Below are 15,442 nucleotides of genomic sequence, written 5' to 3'. Positions count from 1 at the left end.
TGGTTTAAACGTTGTCCTGATCAAGCGGATTCGCCTGACACCAAACTTTTCGCGCCGTGCAAGCCGCCGCTCGATCGTCACTTCAACCTGCAGCCAGCAAGGAGTCGAAATCATGGCCTCGTTACGACCCAGGATGGGGTTCAGATCTTCTCAGAGGGCATCATCCAGAACTGGTGGCGTCAGGGCATGATGGGCAGTGCGAAGGCCCATTACGAAGGCATCAAGGCTTTCTCGGAGACCGACCAGACCGAGGATCTGAAAGCGATCACGGTACCAACACTTGTCATGCAAGGCGACGACGATCAGGTTGTTCCCTACAAGAACGCCGCGCTTCTTCAGGACAAGCTGCTCGTCCACAGCACACTCAAGATCTACCCCGGCTACCCGCACGGCATGCATACGACCAACGCGGACGTGATCAACGACGACCTGCTCGCATTCATCCGCGCATAGCTTGCCGGTGGACAATCGCAAGGATGGTTGGCAGCGCCTGGTAGGCGGGCCGATTTGACCATTGAAAGTAGCTAGACCATCTGCAGCGGCCCCGACCCCGGTAGACGCGTCACCAGATCGGCGCCGACCAGCCTGGCCGGCGTGTAGGCGCCGCCGCCGGGCTGGGCCGCCGTCAGGTGTTCGACCACGGCCAGCGAGCCGGTGATGGTCAGGCTATAGCCGTTGGCGGTGCGGATGCGTGCCGTCTTTTTCTCTCCGCGTGCGTTGGTGACTTCCCCCCAGACGAAGGTGGGCATCTGGGCACGCGCTTCCTCGCTGGGGCCCTTCACCGTCCTGGCGATGCGCGCCTTGATCAGCTTTTGCACCCAGGGTAGCCCCAGCGCTGGCCGGATATAGTTGGCACGCCTGGCGTTGGCGATCATGCGGGGCGAGCCTGGGATGAACACCTGGATGTTAGGAATGCCAGTCGTGTGCCAGGCGGTGGATACGTCGCCCCAGGGGATGGTCATCGCGTCTTTCTCGCCATCGCCGAAGTCGATGCGGCGCACCTCGTAGGCTAGCGGCACGGTGACGATCTTCCCGTCACGGCGCACCTTGCCGCCCTGGGCCAGTCCCTCGACGGAGGTCTTGGCGGTGCCGGGCGAGAAGCCCGAGCGTGAGTCAAAGCCCAGCGCGAGATGCGTGGCATCCGGCAGCGCCGCTTTCAGCGCTGCGGCCACGCAGTCGGTGGGGATAACGTCGAAGCCCACGCCAGGGCACAGCACCACACCGGCGTCCCGTGCGCGGGCATCGAGCGACTGCGCGTGCTCGAATACGGCGATCTCGCCGGTGATGTCCAGGTAATGCGCGCCGGCGCGCAGGCAGGCTTCCATCATTGGCGTTGCGGTCGCCGAGAACGGGCCGGCGCAGTTCAGCACTAGCGCATAGCCCTGGATTTGCCCGGTCAGCGCCGCCACGTCATCGAGGCCGAACGCACGTGCCTCCAGCCCCAGCGTGCGCGCCAGTTCCTCGACGCTTTCGCGCCTGCGCCCCGCCAGTACGGGCTTGAGCCCCCGCCGCGCCGCTTCGCGCGCGATTAGCTCGCCGGTGTAGCCGTTCGCGCCATAGATCATCCAGCGCATGCGCCCGGGACTACCGCTTTGCTTGCTCATTGCATCGCTCCTGTTCAGAAGTGGGACCGCGGGCTGACGGGGGAACCGTCATGGCCTGCCCGGGGCCGGGGCGGCTTAGACCGGGGTTGGCCGGCTGCTTTTCCCAACGTGAGCGAGATGGCCATGTCGGCGAGCCGGCCGAAGGGCGCGTGCAGCAGACCGGGGAAGTTCCAGCGGCCCTGCACAAAGACGCCCTTGGCGTGGCTCATCGCACGGAAACCCTCGATGCCGTGATAGGCCCCCATGCCGCTCGGGCCGACGCCGCCAAAGGGCAAATCATCCTGCGCGACGTGAATCAAGGTGTTGTTGATGCCTACGTTGCCGGATGTGGTGTGCGCCAGTAGTCTGGCGCAATCGCGGTCCTCGGCGCCGAAGTAGTAGAGCGCCAGTGGGCGGGGCCGTGCGTTCACATAGGTGATGGCCTCGTCGATGGTGCCGTAGGTACGCACCGGCAGGATAGGGCCGAAGATCTCCTCCTGCATGAGGGGCGTTTCATCACCCGCATTGACGACGAGCGTCGGCACCAGGGTGCGCTCGCGCCCGGGCATGTGGGCAGGGCGTTCTCCCACCTCGATCACGCGGGCGCCATTGCGGCGCGCGTCGTCGACCAGCCCGCGCAGCCTGTCGTAGTGGCGATCGCTGACGATGGTCGTGTAGTCGCGGCTGGCGGGGCCATCCGGGTAAAAGCGATGAACCGTGGCGGTGTACTGGGCGATAAAAGCTTCCAGGTCTTCCTTGTGCACCAGGGCGAAATCCGGCGCCACGCAGGTCTGGCCGGCGTTAGACAGCTTGCCGTACACCAGGCTTTGTACGGTGCGGTCGTTGACGTGGCCACGCGCCACGATGGCCGGACTCTTGCCGCCCAGCTCCAGGGTCACGGGCACCAGATTGTCGCTGGCAGCGCGCATTACCTTGCGACCGACCTGCGTGCTGCCCGTGAACAGCAGGTGGTCAAATGGCAGTGCACTAAAGGTGGCACCGACCTCTGGGCCGCCTAGCACCACGGCCACCTCATCTTCCTCGAAAGCCTCGGCCAGCATACGTCGGAGCGCCTCGCTGGTGCGCGGAGTCAGCTCCGAAGGCTTGAGCATGGCGCGGTTGCCTGCGGCTAACGCCGTTGCCAGCGGCACCAGTGTGAGAGAGACGGGGTAGTTCCACGGCGCCATCACGCCCACGACGCCCAGCGGCTGGTATTCGACATAGGCGCGCGCCGCGCGGTAAAAGAAATGCACGCGGCGGCGCTCGCGCTTCATGAAGCGTCGCAAGTGGCTGGAGAGATAGTCGATGGCCTGGATGACGCAGGACAGCTCCATGATGTCGGTCTCATGGCGCGAACGGTTGCCGAAATCGGCGCTGACCGCATCCTTGATTGCTTCGCGGTGCGCAAGCACGGCGGCACGTAGCCGGGCGAGCCGGGCCTTGCGCAACGCCAGGTCCGGCGGGCCGTCGTGGAGGAATGCGTTGCGCTGCCGGATCAGCAGGTCGGCCATGCGAGTGTTGTCTTCAGTCATACCGTCTTTCCCTGTTTCTGAACGACTGCTGTTAATGCCCGGCGTCGAATTTGAGCAGTTGGGGTGCGTACAGCGCCGCCTGGAACTCGGGCACGTACTCGTACTTGAGCATCTTTCCCAGCTTCAGCGACGCGATAAAGCGCGAGAGGCTGCCGTCCGTCAGCATCAGCTTCACAGCGTCCGCGCTGGACGTGCTGGCGTGCCGTGACTGGCGAGAGATGGTGTAGCCGGTGGTCAACCGCCCTTGCGGGTCGATGTTCGTGAAGCTGTTGGTCACCACGGTTTTCTTGCTGAAAGAAACATCGAGCTTTCGTGTCTGAAGCGTGACGTCCAGCGCCTGGGTTTCGCTGTCGAAGATCTTGACGACGACGTTGTTCTCGCCCTCGCTGTAGTCGATGCGCGTGAGCCACTTGGGCAGGTTGTAGCCAACCACGCCGCGCACCCGTGCCAGTTCGGTATCGACGGGCAGCTTCAGCACATAGCCCCACAAATCATTGGAAACCGACTGCCCCATCAAGGAGAACGGCCCCCAGTTCGACGAACCAGGTTTGTTGGTGACGACGGACAGGCCGATCTCGTTGTAGCTGTCGTTGTCGCAGTAGTGGTACGCGTAAGCGGTCAACGCAACAACGCCTCTGCCCGGCCATACTTGCAGCGGCTGCACCAGTTCCAGAACCTTGAGCGGTATCAATTCCCGCAGCCGTGCGAGGTCGGCGGTGAAGACGGCCGTTACACGGCTGTTTTCGTAATAGAAGTTGGGCGACCAGGTTTCAAAGCCGATGTCCACCTTATCCTTGGTGATCCCCTTGAACCAGCTCAGGTCGGTGGCCGGCGACTCGGTGGCGATGACGGAAAGCGGCGGCATGGAGCGGAAGCGGTCGTACAGCCCGCCTTTTACCACGGGGACATCGTGCTTACCGATCTTGATCACAACAGTTTCGGCCGTCGCAGCGGCCGTGGCTGTGGCCGGTAGGGAGGTGTCGACGGAGGAAGCCAGCGAAGTGCTTTTCATGCTCTTGCCTCGAAGGTGGAATGGCATCACCGCCGAGCATAGGCTTTAAGCTAACTTCAAGGTCAAGCCTCTTGGAGCACTTCATGCGCCACGGAGCATCCCGCGTCGACAATGTGCCGCTAACAACACCTGTTGAACGACCCCTATTGGCCGATGTGATGGGCCACTCAGGGTCGACAAGGGAAGTTTGCATAGAGGTTGACAGGTGACTGACGAGCACGGGCCGAAGTTCCGGGTTCGGCCAGTTGCGGACGTTCGACGTCGTGGCCTGAATCGTTGACACCTTCAAGGCCAAGTTGACTGGATGCGCCGTCCGCTACCTTTTCAATAGGGCCACGTAGTAGTCGGCGATGTTGTCCTCCGTCCCCTTTGTGATCCGATTGAATACGCGTCCCCATGGCCAGAAGCTGGAACCTGAGGTGGTTCGCAGACCCGGGAATCGGCTTCCGCCAAGGGTGACCATACCCCATTCGCCACCGTGATTGCGGCGATACACCTCTCCGACGTAACTTCCGTAGGCTTTCGCAAATGACATGACTTGTTCGTCCGTTGGCTTGGAACTCGTGCTGACGTAGGATGAACTCATTTGCGCTAGGGCCTTTTCGACATTTGCAATACTCGCGTCCGACCAGTCGAGTTTTATTCCAAACTGTTTCGCGGAGAAGTCGACGGCGTCTAGCGAGTAGGCTTCCGCAATTTTCTGGATTTTTGGATCAGGAGAAAAGGACTGGTCAGGTGGGGTTTCTGCCAGCGCAACTCCACCACGAACGCAAGCCGTCAGGGCGATCAGCGCTAACAGGAAGCACTTTACGATTGTTTTCAAGAGGATTCCCGCTCCAAAACAACTCTGAGTCGCTGCAGCGAGTCAGAGTGTTGCATTTTCGCCTCGACCGATCTTATACGTCGGAGCAGCCTATAAGCTATGTAAACGGCAGCTTTCGGCAAATCTGATGGTCCCCTGTGGGTCGAAAAGGGAAGTTCGGCCACGACGTACGAGGGACGATTGCCTGCGTTGGCCAGAGGACCGTGTTCGGCCATGAAGGGACATCCGCTCGGACAATGGAAGCGACATCCGAGCGGTTGACGTCTCAGATAAAGCGGCCATCCCGATGACGTTATCGATTAAGCGGATCGGGCATCATTTTTCTGGATTCGCCGAACCATCGCGTCAAGGCCTCGGCAAATGCCTCAGCGCAAGGAATGCCCTCACTCACCCAAGCGACGAATCCGTCAGGACGCAACAGTACAGCGCTCAGCCCCAACTGTTCCTTGGCACCGGTCGGGACGTATCTGACCTTCTCTCGCCAAAGACTTGCAAGCTCCTGCAGCGATGCGCTCGAGTCGAACTGCAGCAAGATGCCCTTGCCATCGCGTAAAAGGGCTCCAACCATGGTTCCGTCGATCAGCTCGAAATCGGGCGCACTGTGGCCCACCAGTGGATGATCGTTTCCAAGGTCGTAGCGCAGCGACACGCCCCATATACGCTCAGCGAAATAGGTTGCGCCATCGCGGGTCTCGATGAGATCCCGGATCACGGCTGCTAGCGCGCGCGTGCTTTGCGTGGGGCGCATAAGTGCAACCTGCGCGCGCGACCAGTCGAGAACGTCTGCCGCTGCCGGATGCCTTTCTCGCTCATAGCTGTCGAGGAGATCGGGCGGCGCGTCGCCACGGATAGTCGAAGCCAGCTTCCAGCCCAGGTTCATCGCGTCTCCCAGCCCGAGATTTAGCCCTTGACCGCCCAATGGAGAATGGATGTGTGCGGCATCGCCTGCTAGCAGCACGCGCCCTTTGCGGTAGGTCGTCGTCTGGAAAGCGCGATCCGTCCAGGTGGTAGCGAGCTGAAGTCTGGTCAGGGTGATATCTGCGCCGGACACCCGGCGCAACACCGCTTGCACGTGCTCTAGCGTAATTGGGTGGACTCGGTGAAAGGCGCCGCCATCGAATTCCACCATCGCAATGGTGCCGGGCCGCGCGTAGGTGAACATCCCGGTCGGCGTGTAGTGCCGGCCGGGTCGAAGTGCCTCGGGGTCAGCCAATTCGACTTCGACGGAATACCCGGTGAATTCGGGATCGGTGCCAACGAATTCGAATGCCGCCGCCTTGCGTATTGCGCTGCGACCGCCATCGCAGCCGACAAGCCACTGTCCGACAAAAGCTTGGCCGCCCGCGTGGACACTCACCTCGTTGTCTGAAGCATGAATCGCGTCGACGCTTAAGCCGCGCCGGATATCAACCCCCGTCGCAAGGGCGCGGTTGGCCAGGACGGTTTCTAGTGATTCCAGTGCGACCGCCATGCTGGTGCCGGCCGGGCTTGGCAGACGATACGGCCACTTCGAGGTGTCGATATTGTCGCGATAGAACTGGATGCCGGCGAAGTGGCCGGCCGCTCGGCGCTGCTCCCCCATCCAATGCGGGGTGCTCGCTTTCGTGCCTGCGGCATCGCTTTCACGCTGCACCGCGACTACCTCGTCCAGCAGTCCACGGCGATACAGCGCGTCCAGGGAAAGCGCCGAGAGGCCGCGCATGCCGAACGGAAGGCGTTTCAGAGGCGAATGCGGGCTTTCGGCTTGCTCCAGCACCAGCACAGAGATGTCAAACAGGCGCAACTCGCAGGCGAGTAACAGCCCGACGGGACCGGCCCCGGCAACTACAACGTCGTAGATATCTGAAGGATGCGTGTGCATGAAACACTCCTGTGTCGAAGTCCGACCGGAGCGTTTCTCGGTTGAGATCCACACGGACGAACGTTCAGACGCCTGTGCAGCGTCAAATGTTCGTCGTGGAGATCTTGCGCGCGAGGCCAAAGACCAGAGCTTTCGTTACCGAAAGGACTTGGGCTTACCGAACCAAGTCTGCCTTTTCCGACATGGCGTATATAGCATCAAAACGATGAGACGGCAACAGGTCGGAAGGCAAGTAATTGATCGGGCTGTCAGCGGTTTGCGGGGCATAGACGGTGGGCAAAGGCCGAGGTCCGGGTCGCCGCGGCCGTCGGCATTGATCCAATGGCTGAACCGCCAGATGGATCCGGGAGCCGAATGGCGTCTGTGTATCGCAAGCGGACATCGGATGATTCGTTGACGATTGACCCTTGAGGGGCGACAAGGGAAGTTAGTGTCGAGGTTGGCAGGTGACTGACGAGTGCGGGCCGAACTTCCGGGTTCGGCCAACTGCGGTCACTCGCCGTTGGCGAGCGATCGTCTGCTCCCGGTTCTAGTTCGGCCGATGCTGGAGGCTTGCCGTTTAAAATCTGCGGATAATCGAATCATACGGCGGGGAATGCATGACGTTCGAGCGAACGAAAGACTATCTGTTTTCGGGGCGACGCAATGCCGATCGCGCCCGGATGCCAGCGAAGGCCATGCGGGAAACGCCGAGTCGCGCCGGAGGCATGGCGTTTCGTTCGATGTCTCTGACGATTGCGTCCATTCTCTTGTGTGCAATGGGTTGCGGGTGTGCATCTGCCCCGGAACCACGCGACTACGCTGCCGACAATTCGAAGGCCGTTCGATCACCCGAATGCCCCGACTTGAGTGGAGTTTACGAAGGAAGGGTGCGTCAGATCGTCGAAGGCTACGGACCGAACGTATTACCTTTAGCCGACGAAATATTCCACGCGGAGAATATAGAAGCAGCAGAAGCGATGCGTGCGGGCTATAGGAGAGATGCGAACGGTCGTCGAATTGCGCCGGATGCAACTGTCTTCCAGAAGAATGCTGACGGCAACTACACGGTCACGACTTACTATGGCACCTTCCAGCTAGGCAGCTTGAAAACCCGATTCAACAGTCAGGTCAAGGTATCCTGCGAAGCGGGAACTATTGGTTGGATCGCTCCTGAGCAATCGTCACGATCCGAATTTGGCCCGAACTATTCCTTTTCCGGCCGTTCAGTCAGGCTGGATAGCAATGGCGACATTCTGCTTACCACGTGGACTCATATGAGCTATCACATGGCGCTATTGTGGCTTCCCATGGGTGCCGGCACGGATAAAACGGTTTATCGCTATAAGCGACTGCACTCATCAATCGATCACTAAAGGCCCCGGCACTGCGAAATGCGCAGCGCTACCGGTCTGTAAAGCGCCCCGTGCGTTCACGGAAACGGGCGTCCGCTTTTTGCCCTAAGTCGGACAGAGTTGCTCGCATGCTATCTGGCTGGCTTCGGGTCGCGAGCGGTCCCACGAGGCACTCTAAAGCGGCCAATCGCCGTCGGCAGGACATGCTTCGTTACGAACGACCGCCAATGCCGACTTGCAAACTCCCAATACTCAACCCCAAGACCCAACGCCACCGCGCCCCGGGACGGCCGGCGAGACCGCCCCGTCCCCACTCACTCACCCCCTCCCCTTGCCACCACCCTTCCCCTCCACCGCCACCTTATCAAGCTCAAACGGCGTCTCCCTAACCCTCTTCCCCGTCAACCTGAACACCGCATTAGCCACCGCCGGCGCCACCGAAGGACTCGACAACTCGCCAACACCGCCAGGCTTAGCCATATCCCCTTGCACGATCAAAATATCAACCTCCGGCATATCGCTCATCCGCATCACGCGATACGAATCGAAGTTCTTCTGCTCCACCTGCCCATGCCGAATATCGATGCGATCCGCCGTCGCATGCCCTAGCCCCCACATCAGCCCGCCATACAACTGTTCTTCAACCCCACCCGGCGACACAGCCAGCCCGCAATCCGCCACACAGGTCAGCTTCTCAACCACAACCGCATCGCCCTTCCGCACAACCCGCGCCACCACCGCAACATAGCTGCTATACGCCTGATTCGTCGCGACACCCAACGCCGTACCCGCAGGCAACGCTTTCCCCCAGCCGGCCCGCTCCGCCGCCTCGCGCAACACGGCCTTGTGCCGCAGGTCCTTCATATACGCGAGCCGGAACTCAATCGGATCGCGCTGCGCGGCATGCGCGGCCTCATCCATGAAAGACTCCACCGCGAACACGTTCGGGATATAACTCACCGCACGATACCAGCCGGTCGGCACACCGGTCTCATGGCGCACCCAACCAATGTCGACATGCGGCGCATCGTAAGCGAACTCGTACTTGCTGATCGCTTCGGTGGTGCTGTAGTCCATCCGATCCGGACGATCGAAATACCCCGGCTCCCATTGTTCCGGCGAAGCGGGCATCACAGCGCGCAACTGCAACGTTGTGAGATTGCCATGCGCATCAAACGCAGCTTTGGCACGGTGATAACTTGCCGAGTGATAAAAGAGCGCGCGCATTTCATCTTCGCGACTATTCATCAGCTTGACCGGCTTACCGACTTTCAACGCAAGCCACGTCACTTCGAACAACCAGTACTTCGATTCACGCGACCCAAAGCTGCCACCCGACACAAGCTCATGCAGCACGACGCGCTCAGCGGGAATGCCACCGATCACCTCAGCCGCTTCCTGCACCGTAGAAGGCACTTGCAAGCCGCCCCAATACTCAATGCGCCCGTCCCTCGCCCAGGCCGTGACATTGATCGGCTCAAGCGCGTTTTGCGCCTTATAGGGCATCGAATACGACGCCTCGATCACCTTCGCACCATGCGGCCATGCAGTCTTCGCGTCGCCGGTCTGAATCGTCGGCACGACATGCGCGACAGGATCATCGAGCCACGCAGCCTGACGTGCAGCGAGCGTACTGCTGTCGAAAGTTTCCAGTGGGCTATCTTCCCACTCGACCTTCAGCGCCGCCTGGCCTTGATGCGCCGACCAATAATCATCAGCCAGCACAGCAACACCAGCCTGATTCCCGCCGAGAAGATCGGGCCGGCCGGGAATCTGCAATACCTGTCGTACGCCCGGCACCGCCAACGCGGCTTTCGCATCCACGCTCCGCACGCGCGCATCGATCACCGGCGCACGCGTGACAACCGCGACCAGCATGCCCGGCAACGACACGTCGATACTGTACGGAAACGCCCCTCGCGCTTTCAGATCGGCGCCGCGTTTCTTCTGCAGCTTGCCGATGTATTTGAACTGCGACGGGTCTTTCAACGCGACATCTTTCGGCGCGGGCAATTGCGCGGCCACGCTCGCCAACGAGCCGTAGTTCGTACGTTTGCCGCTCGCCTTGCCGACAACAAACCCGTTCTCCGTCGAGAGCGAAGACGGCGGCACATTCCATTGTTTCGCGGCAGCCGCCATCAACATCGCACGCGCAGTCGCACCGGCACGCCGCAAGCGCTCATACTCGAGCGACACGCTCGTACTACCGCCCGTCGAAAACACTTTCCACAGCGGATGAATATAGTCACCGAAGAACGGATTCTCCGGCGTAATCACCTCCACGCGAAACGGATCGACATCGAGTTCTTCGGCGACCACGGCAGCCAACGCGGTGCGCGTCCCCGTCCCCGAGTCGTGTTTATGAACCACGAGCTTGATCGTATCGTCGGGCAGCACACGCACCCATGCGTTCGGTTCGAACTCGCCGGGCTGTGGTTTCGGATCGCCGCTTGCGTTCGCCTCGGCCGCGAATGCTTCAGGTAACCGAAAACCGATTGCGAGACCCGATGCCAACAAGGCCGAGCTTTGTTTGATGAAACGCCGACGTGCGGTGCCGTGCGCGTCTTTCAGCGCTTGCTTGTCGTTGTGCATGTCAAGCCTCCTCGTTAGCAGAGGCAGAGGCCGCGGCACAGGCCGCCGCGCACGGCGGCGCAACCGCCGCCAGCGCCGCATCACCCGAAGCCGCGCGCTTGATCGCCTTCCTGATCCGCGAGTAGGTTCCGCAGCGGCAGATATTGCCGGACATCGCCGTGGCAATCGTTTGGTCGTTGACGGTCGGCTTATCCTTCAGAAACGACGCCGCCTGCATCAACTGACCGGACTGACAGTAGCCGCATTGCGGCACGTCCTCGGCCACCCACGCGAGTTGCAGCGGGTGCGTGCCGTCTTTCGACAATCCTTCGATCGTCGTGATGTGCTTGCCGGCCACCGCTGCTATCGGCAACAAACAGGAGCGCACGGCCTCGCCTTCCAGATGCACCGTACACGCGCCGCAAAAGCCGCCGCCACAGCCAAATTTCGTCCCAGTCAATTTGAGCCGGTCGCGCAACACCCACAATAGGGGCATGTCTTCCGGTACATTGTCGAGCGAGTGCCGCGTGTCGTTGACCACGATCTCGATCATGCGTGTCTCCTGAATGTTGTTGTGCAGCGCGGCGTGAAGTGCAGTGGAATGCCTGCCACTAGGGCCGCGTGCTTGCGGCCATTATTGAAAGCCGTTAAGCACAACGCCAGCGACGATTTCTTCCATCACCCGTAAGTCCGGCTAACACCCATGCTGAAGCGCTACCCTTCTATCCAGTCGATGCAAGCCTTTCTGCAAGCGGCACGCGTCGGCAGCTTTTCGAGCGCGGCACGCCAGTTGTCGCTCACGCATAGCGCGATCAGCCAGCAGATCCGCACGCTCGAAGAGTTCGTCGGGCAGCCCTTGTTCGTCCGCGAAAGCGGCCGCGTGGTGCTGACGGACGCGGGCGTACTGTTCGCGAACCAACTCGCGGATGGCTTCGAGCAGATCGATCGCGCGTTGTCGTCGGTGAAAGAGCGCACGGTCAAGCAGTCGATCACGCTCGACGTCGACCCGGAACTTGCGCAGAGTTGGCTGGTGGGGCGTTTGCCTGCATTGCTCGCCGCGTTGAGCGGCACGTCGCTCACCGTGTTGTCCACGCCGCGCTACGAGCGCAGCGCGTTCGACCGCGTGGATATTGCGTTGCGGTATGGGTATGGAGAATGGGACGGCCTCGAGAACGCTTTGATCTGCGGCGACCGCTTGACTGCCGTGGGTTCGCGCGCGCTTCTTGAGGCACGCGGGCTGAGCCTGCCGCTCACGCCGGAACAGGTGCTCGATTTACCCTTGCTCGGCTATACGAAACGCTCGTGGATTCCGTGGCTCACGGCGGCAGGCCTACCCGCCGTCGAACCGGATGCCGTCGCCGTGTTCGATAACGCCGCCGGCCTGATTGCAGCCGCGAGCGCAGGCGTAGGGGCCGGTTTGGCACGCGGTCTGCTCGCAGTGGACGCGCGACGCGCCGGGAAGCTGGTCGAACTTACGCAAGTCGAAATCCCGACGCATTACAACCTGTATGCCGTCTGGCCGCGCGAGAAAGCCGAGCGCGTTGCACCGTTGATCGACGTGATTCGCGAGCTGGTCGCGCAAGCGGTGGTCGCGGGTTAGCGTTACGGTCAGTCGCTCTGCGCATTCACGCCCATGCTAGCGGCCACCTCGCGCACGGTATCGAGAAACAGCGCAAGCACCGGCGACGCGTCCTCCGCACGATAGCGCGCATGCAGCGACACCTCGGGACGCGGCGCTGCAAGCGGTACGAAAGCGACACCCCCGGTCGTCAATTGTCGCGCCGACGAAGGTAGCAGCGCCACGCCCAGACCTTCACGCACCAGACAAAGCAGCGTGTGCACCTCGACCACCTCCTGCTCGATCTGCGGTGTAAACCCTGCCTCGACACAGCAGTCTTGCAGATAGCGCGCTAGCTGCGACTGCCGCAAACCAAACGACACAAACCGCTCGGCCTCCAACTCGCGCAACGCGATCTCGTCACGCGCAGCCAGCCGATGCCCTAACGGCAGCGCCACCACCGCCGATTCGCGCATCACGACTTCGCTGCGAATCTCCGGTTCCTCATGCGACACGCGGAAGAAACACACGTCCAGGCGCCGCTCCTTGAGCGCGAGAATCTGCGCGGCGGGCGTCATCTCATGCAGCGTCCACTGCACTTGCGGATGCTTCTCCGCAAATGCCCGTAGTGCGCGCGGAATCGGCTCGACCATCGCCGAACTGATGATGCCGATCTCGAGACTGCCCACTTCGCCGCGTCCCGCGCAACGCGTCAGATCGATCGCGCGTTCGAACTGCGCGAAGATCAACGGCACCTGTTCCTTAAGTGTTTTCCCTGCCTCAGTGAGTTCGACACGGTGCTGCGAGCGCATGAACAACGCGGTACCCATCTCCTCTTCGAGGATACGAATCTGCTGGCTGAGAGGAGGCTGCGAAATGTGCAGCCGTGCGGCTGCCCGGCCGAAATGCAGTTCGTCGGCAAGTACCGCGAAGTAACGCAACAGCCGGATGTCCATATCGGGAACGTATCAAGATCGTGGTTAAAAAATATTGTACAGAGCGTTTTTATCTTGTGAGACTGCATCGCAAGCAGCAGTGCACATCAGTGTGACACTCGATGCCGGCGAGGGGAAGGCGCACAAAAATGGCGCCTTGCAAAGGGCCGCATGGGCAAGCCTGTCTGGGCTCCGTTCCATCGATGCGCCTGCCCGCGATCCGGCAACTGGATACACCAGTTCCTCTCAAGGAGATCGAGTACATGATCATCGACACCAGCTGTTATCCGACCAATCTGGTCGACCTCGCCTGGCGCCACGACGGCGAGCCATTTACCGGCGAGCGTCTGATCGCAACGATGGACGGCCCCTACATCATCAACGGCAAGCCGCGCCGCATCGACAAGGCTTTCATTCAGCCGCCGCAAGGCAACACGATCTATACGTGGACCGACGGCAACCGTTCGGGCCGCGAATCGATCGACGACTACATGGCGTACACCGTCGAAATGACGCAGAAGTATCCGGACCGTCTGCTCGGCTGCTTCGTCTACAACCCGCGTTGCGGCCCGGAGAACGGCGCCGAAGCAATCGAGTTCTACGCGAAGGAACACGGCTTCAAGATGGTGCAGTTGCAGGCCAACATGCATGCGTATCGTCCCGACCGCGCGCTTGACTGGCTGCGCCCGGCATTGCGTAAGTGCGCGGACCTCGGCCTGCTCGTGAAGCTGCACACCGGCGACGGCCCGTACAGCATTCCAAGCGAATGGTATCCGTTGATTCGCGAATTCCCGTCCGTGAATTTCATCATGGCGCACTTCGGTGTGCAGACGGGCGGCGTGTATTGCTTCGAGCCGTATCAAATGGCGCTCGATACGCCGAACGTGTATTGCGAATCGAGCTGGTGTCTGCAATCGCGGATCGTCGAATTCGCGAAGGTGCTGCCCACGCACAAGATTCTCTACGGCTCAGACACGCCGCCGAACGAACCGGGCATGTGGCTGCGTTTGCTCGAAGTGTTGTGCCACGAGCCGCCGCAAGGCCTGAATCTCGACGAAGACACGCTCGAGGATTACCTCGGCAACAACCTCGCACGCATGATCGGCATCGAGCCGAGCGCGCCGCCGCGAAGCGTCGAAGAAGCGCAAGCCTATCTGAAACAGCATGCCGGCGCGTCGCAGAAACACGCCGCCCAGGCATCTCAAGCAGCCTACGCAGGAGCCCGCTGATGATCATCGATACCCATCTGCACCCGACCAATCTCGTCGACGAAGCGTGGCGCCATACCGGCGAGCCGTTCACCGGCGAACGCCTGCTGAAGATGATGGACGGTCCGTACATCATCAACGGCAAGCCGCGCCGTATCGACATGGGCTTCATTCAGCCGCCGCCTGGCAACACCGGCTATCGCGACGGCAATCGCCGCGGCCGTGAAGGGATTCGCGACTACATGTCGTATATCGCCGAGTTGACGCAGAAGTACCCGGATCGCTTTATCGGCAACTTCACGTACAACCCGCGTTGGGGTCCGGAAAACGGCGCGGCCGAACTCGAATTCCACGTGAAGGAGTACGGCTTCAAGATGCTCAAGCTGCACGCGAACATGCACGGCTATCGGCCGGATCGCGCGCTCGACTGGCTGCGTCCGGCAATGAAGAAGTGCGCGGAGCTTGGCGTCGTCGTGCTGATTCACACCGGCGACGGACCGTACACGATTCCGACGCAGTTCTATCCGATCATCCGCGAGTTCCCGATGGTGAATTTCATCATCGGTCACTTCGGGATTCAAACGGGCGGCAACTACTCGTTCGAAGCCTTCTGGATGGCGATGGATACGCCGAACGTGTACTGCGAATCGGGTTGGTGCTACCAGTCGCGCATCGTCGAATTCGCTCGTGAACTGCCGCGCAACAAGATCGTGTTCGGCACCGATTCGCCGCCGAACGAGCCGGGTATGTGGCTGCGCGAGCTCGAAATGTTGTGCGGGCCTGCGCCGCAAGGCATGGATCTGGATGAGGACGGTCTCGAAGACTATATGGGCAACAACATCGCCCGTCTGGTCGGTATCGAGCCGACCAAGCCGCCGAAGGATCTGGCCGAAGCGGAGAAGCGTTTGAAGGCGACTTACGTGAACGACGTAACGCAGCCCGCTTAACGCGCTCAATACGTTAGCGCTTGCTGTACGGCAGGCGCGGCTCACCCCGCGCCTGCCACTCCAAACATTCCGCTTTCG

General features: G+C 61.1%; 12 protein-coding genes and 1 pseudogene. 5 read left to right on the top strand and 8 right to left on the bottom strand.

All coding sequences use genetic code 11. The features are described from left to right. Positions 1-153: 153 nt before the first annotated feature. Positions 154-453, top strand: a pseudogene (locus AC57B6_RS11640) (alpha/beta fold hydrolase); the annotation flags it as partial. 71 nt (positions 454-524) lie between these two features. Here AC57B6_RS11640 and AC57B6_RS11635 read toward each other — a convergent pair. The 5 genes from AC57B6_RS11635 to AC57B6_RS11615 form a co-directional block, all read right to left on the bottom strand. Further along, the gene (locus AC57B6_RS11635; RefSeq protein WP_491563744.1) at positions 525-1,604 is read right to left on the bottom strand and encodes a saccharopine dehydrogenase NADP-binding domain-containing protein; all 1,080 of its coding nucleotides are present in this window, start codon (positions 1,602-1,604) and stop codon (positions 525-527) included. A gap of 14 nt (positions 1,605-1,618) precedes the next feature. Then, the gene (locus AC57B6_RS11630) at positions 1,619-3,115 is read right to left on the bottom strand and encodes a coniferyl aldehyde dehydrogenase (RefSeq protein WP_496421371.1); all 1,497 of its coding nucleotides are present in this window, start codon (positions 3,113-3,115) and stop codon (positions 1,619-1,621) included. Between the two features lie 31 nt (positions 3,116-3,146). After that, positions 3,147-4,127: an acetoacetate decarboxylase (ADC) gene (locus AC57B6_RS11625; protein WP_496421370.1), complete on the bottom strand. Its 981-nt coding sequence runs from the start codon at positions 4,125-4,127 to the stop codon at positions 3,147-3,149. Positions 4,128-4,443: 316 nt separating this feature from the next. Then, positions 4,444-4,950 carry a hypothetical protein gene (locus tag AC57B6_RS11620; RefSeq protein ID WP_496421369.1) on the bottom strand — a complete coding sequence of 169 codons (507 nt, stop codon included), beginning with the start codon at positions 4,948-4,950 and terminating at the stop codon, positions 4,444-4,446. 292 nt (positions 4,951-5,242) lie between these two features. After that, the gene (locus AC57B6_RS11615; protein ID WP_496421368.1) at positions 5,243-6,811 is read right to left on the bottom strand and encodes an FAD-dependent monooxygenase; all 1,569 of its coding nucleotides are present in this window, start codon (positions 6,809-6,811) and stop codon (positions 5,243-5,245) included. A gap of 599 nt (positions 6,812-7,410) precedes the next feature. Between AC57B6_RS11615 and AC57B6_RS11610 the strand changes: the two genes are divergently transcribed. Beyond that, complete coding sequence (locus tag AC57B6_RS11610; RefSeq protein WP_496421367.1) at positions 7,411-8,166, top strand: hypothetical protein; 756 nt, start codon at positions 7,411-7,413, stop codon at positions 8,164-8,166. Positions 8,167-8,463: 297 nt separating this feature from the next. Here AC57B6_RS11610 and AC57B6_RS11605 read toward each other — a convergent pair whose 3' ends face one another. Both AC57B6_RS11605 and AC57B6_RS11600 read right to left on the bottom strand, forming a co-directional pair. Further along, positions 8,464-10,737 carry a xanthine dehydrogenase family protein molybdopterin-binding subunit gene (locus AC57B6_RS11605; RefSeq protein WP_496421366.1) on the bottom strand — a complete coding sequence of 758 codons (2,274 nt, stop codon included), beginning with the start codon at positions 10,735-10,737 and terminating at the stop codon, positions 8,464-8,466. A gap of 1 nt (position 10,738) precedes the next feature. Beyond that, the gene (locus AC57B6_RS11600; RefSeq protein ID WP_496421365.1) at positions 10,739-11,269 is read right to left on the bottom strand and encodes a (2Fe-2S)-binding protein; all 531 of its coding nucleotides are present in this window, start codon (positions 11,267-11,269) and stop codon (positions 10,739-10,741) included. A 150-nt stretch (positions 11,270-11,419) separates the two neighbouring features. On the opposite strand from AC57B6_RS11600, the gene AC57B6_RS11595 reads away from it, so the two are divergent. Continuing rightward, a complete protein-coding gene (locus AC57B6_RS11595) occupies positions 11,420-12,316 on the top strand; it encodes a LysR substrate-binding domain-containing protein (RefSeq protein WP_496421364.1) in 897 nt (298 codons plus the stop codon). A gap of 8 nt (positions 12,317-12,324) precedes the next feature. Here the strand turns inward: AC57B6_RS11595 and AC57B6_RS11590 are convergent, their stop codons facing one another. Further along, positions 12,325-13,230: a LysR substrate-binding domain-containing protein gene (locus AC57B6_RS11590; protein ID WP_496421363.1), complete on the bottom strand. Its 906-nt coding sequence runs from the start codon at positions 13,228-13,230 to the stop codon at positions 12,325-12,327. 242 nt (positions 13,231-13,472) lie between these two features. Here AC57B6_RS11590 and AC57B6_RS11585 point away from each other — a divergent pair, with 242 nt between their 5' ends. Beyond that, positions 13,473-14,438, top strand: coding sequence for an amidohydrolase family protein (locus AC57B6_RS11585; RefSeq protein WP_042274649.1), 966 nt, complete (start codon positions 13,473-13,475; stop codon positions 14,436-14,438). Continuing rightward, a complete protein-coding gene (locus tag AC57B6_RS11580; protein ID WP_028195848.1) occupies positions 14,438-15,364 on the top strand; it encodes an amidohydrolase family protein in 927 nt (308 codons plus the stop codon). Before AC57B6_RS11585 ends, AC57B6_RS11580 begins: the two co-directional genes overlap by 1 nt. The last annotated feature ends 78 nt before the right edge of the window (positions 15,365-15,442 follow it).

The sequence above is a fragment of the Paraburkholderia sp. BGA-UO-ETr-F12 genome, assembly GCF_059567945.1.
This window is presented reverse-complemented; position numbering and strand designations above follow the sequence as displayed.